We start from the raw sequence: 3,021 nt of genomic DNA on the forward strand, positions 1-3,021 counted from the left end.
GACGACGTCGACTTCTCGACCGGCTCGGTCGGGCTCGGCGTCGCCATGACCACCTTCGCCTCGCTCGCCCAGGACTACCTGCGGCTGAAGGAGATGGTGCCGACGCACCGGCCGGCCGGCCGCATGGTCGCCGTCGTCGGCGACGCCGAACTCGACGAGGGCAACGTCTTCGAGGCGCTCCTCGAGGGCTGGAAGCACGATGTCCGCAACCTCTGGTGGGTGATCGACTACAACCGCCAGAGCCTGGACAGCGTCGTCTCCGACCGCCTCTTCATGCGGATCGACGGCATCTTCCAGAGCATGGGCTGGCGCGTCGTCACCCTGAAATACGGCAAGAAGCTGGAGGCGGCGTTCCGGCGACCGGACGGCGGCGCCCTGCGCGACTGGATCGACGCCTGCCCGAACTCCCTCTATTCGGCGCTGGTCTTCAAGGGCGGGGCGGCGTGGCGGCCGCGGCTGGAGCGGGACATCGGCCACCTGCCAGGCATTCGTGCGCTGCTCGCCGAACTCGACGACGAGGCGCTGGGCGCGCTCATGACCAACCTCGCCGGGCATGACATCGAGACCGTTCTGGAAGCGTTCGAGGCGGTGACGGACGACCTCCCGACCTGCTTCATCGCCTACACCGTCAAGGGCTTCGGCCTGCCGTTCGCCGGGCACAAGGACAACCATGCCGGCCTGATGAACCGCGAGCAGATGGCAGGCTTCAAGACGGCCAACCGGATCGCCGACGGCGAGGAGTGGGAACCCTTCGCCGGCCTCGACCTGCCGGCACCGGTGCTGCGGGCGTTCCTGTCGCGCGTGCCGTTCGCCCAGGAAGGGTTCCGCCGCCACCAGGACCAGAGCGTGCCGGTTCCCGACGCGCTGCCGGCGCCGACCGCGCCGCGCATGTCGACCCAGGAGGGCTTCGGCCGCATCCTCTCGGACCTTGCGGCGGGCGACAGCCCGCTCGCCGAACGCATCGTCACCACGTCGCCCGACGTCACCGTCTCCACCAACCTCGGCGGCTGGGTCAACCGGCGGGGCATCTTCGACCGCGCCGAGCGGCACGACACGTTCCGCGACGAGAAGGTCGTCTCCGCCCAGCGCTGGGCGATGGGACCGGCGGGCCAGCATGTCGAACTCGGCATCGCCGAGCACAACCTCTTCCTGACGCTCGCCGCGTTCGGGCTGACGCACAGCCTGTTCGGGCGCCGCCTGCTGCCGATCGGCACCCTCTACGACCCCTTCATCAAGCGCGGCCTCGATGCCCTCAACTACGCCTGCTACCAGGACGCCCGATTCCTGCTGGTGGCGACCCCGTCCGGCCTGACGCTGGCGCCCGAGGGCGGGGCCCACCAGTCGATCGTGACCCCGCTCATCGGCCTCGGCCAGGCGGGCCTGACCGCCTTCGAACCGGCCTATGTCGACGAGCTGGCCATCGTCATGGCCTGGGCCTTCCGCCACATGCAGGCGGACGAGGGCGGGTCGGTCTATCTGCGCCTGTCGACGCGGGTCCTGGAGCAGCCGGAGCCGGCCCGGGATCCGGCGGCGCGACGCGACGCGGTGCTGTCGGGCGGGTACTGGGCGGTCGAGCCGGCGGCGGGGTCGCCGCTCGCCATCGTCTATGTCGGCGCGGTGGCGCCCGAGGCGAAGGAGGCCTTCCAGCAGATCCAGGAGGACGTGCCGGGGGCCGGGCTGCTCGCCGTCACCTCGGCCGGCCGGCTGCATGCCGGCTGGCGCGCCGGGGAGGGGCGATCGCGAATCGCCGACCTGCTGGCGCCGCTGGCGCCCGACGCCGCCATCGTCACGGTCGTCGACGGCCATCCGGCGACGCTGTCCTGGCTCGGCAGCGTCGCCGGCCATCGCGTCGTCCCGCTCGGCGTCGAGCGGTTCGGCCAGTCGGGCGACATCCAGGACCTCTACCGGGTCCACGGACTGGACGCCGACGCGATCGTCGACGCCGCCGCGCGCGGGCTTCTCGCACGCTGATGCCGCGTCGCGGGTGCAACGGCGTTGTCGAAGCGGCGGCACCTGAGGTAGAACCCGCGGTCACCTGTGGCGGCCGGGGGCCGGCCGCCGCTCAGGGCGGGCGTGGCGGAACTGGTAGACGCGCCGGATTTAGGTTCCGGTGACGCAAGTCGTGGGGGTTCGAGTCCCTTCGCCCGCACCAGTGCTGTCCCCGAACTCTCGGGCTTTACGGGCTTCTCGGATCGGCGGTGCCGATCGTCAAAATCAGGAAACAGCCTTCGATGAACGTTGTCGAGACCTCCAGCCAGGGCCTGAAGCGCGAATTCAAAGTCACGGTCCCGGCGGCCGAGCTGAGCGGCAAGGTGGAAGTCCGCCTCGCCGAGATCGCCAAGACGGCCAACATGCCGGGCTTCCGCCCGGGCAAGGTGCCGCTGCCGGTGCTGCGCCGCCGCTTCGGGCAGGCGCTGCTGGGCGAGGTCCTGCAGGAGACGCTGGAAGCCGGCGCCCAGCAGGCGATGGAGGAGCGCGGCCTGCGCCCGGCGATGCAGCCGAAGGTCGAGATCCAGTCCTTCAACGAGGGCGCCGATCTCGAATACACGATGGCGGTCGAGGTGCTGCCGCGGATCGAGCCCAAGGATTTCGGCCAGATCGAGCTGGAGCGGCTGAAGGCCCAGGTCGACGAGGCCGAGGTCGACAAGGCGCTCCAGCGCGTCGCCGAGCAGCACAAGCGGTCGGTCCCGGTGGCCGAGCCGCGGCCGGTGCAGTCGGGCGACGTCGCCGTCCTCGATTTCGAGGGCTTCGTCGACGACAAGGCCTTCCCCGGCGGCAAGGCCGAGGATTTCCACCTCGAGGTCGGCAGCGGAATGTTCATTCCGGGGTTCGAGGACCAGCTCGTCGGCCGCGAGGTCGGGCAGCCCTTCGACGTCGAGGTCACCTTCCCGGCGGAATACGGCAACAAGCAGCTCGCCGGCAAGCCGGCACGCTTCGCCGTCACCATCAAGGAGCTGAAGGTCCCGGTCCAGGCGCAGGTCGACGACGAGCTCGCCCAGCAGATCGGCTTTCCGTCGCTGG

General features: G+C 70.6%; 2 protein-coding genes and 1 tRNA gene. All 3 read left to right on the top strand.

What is annotated here, in order from left to right; all coding sequences use genetic code 11:
• Positions 1-1,971, top strand: a 1,971-nt coding sequence (locus ACE3Q3_RS23725) for a transketolase (protein ID WP_374450231.1), incomplete at its 5' end; no start/stop codon positions are given.
• A 96-nt stretch (positions 1,972-2,067) separates the two neighbouring features.
• A tRNA-Leu gene (locus ACE3Q3_RS23730) sits at positions 2,068-2,152 on the top strand.
• Positions 2,153-2,231: 79 nt separating this feature from the next.
• A partial coding sequence (gene tig, locus ACE3Q3_RS23735; protein ID WP_374450233.1) for a trigger factor occupies positions 2,232-3,021 on the top strand: 790 nt, incomplete at its 3' end.

It is taken from the genome of Allostella sp. (genome assembly GCF_041913585.1).
Lineage (GTDB): Bacteria > Pseudomonadota > Alphaproteobacteria > ATCC43930 > Allostellaceae > Allostella.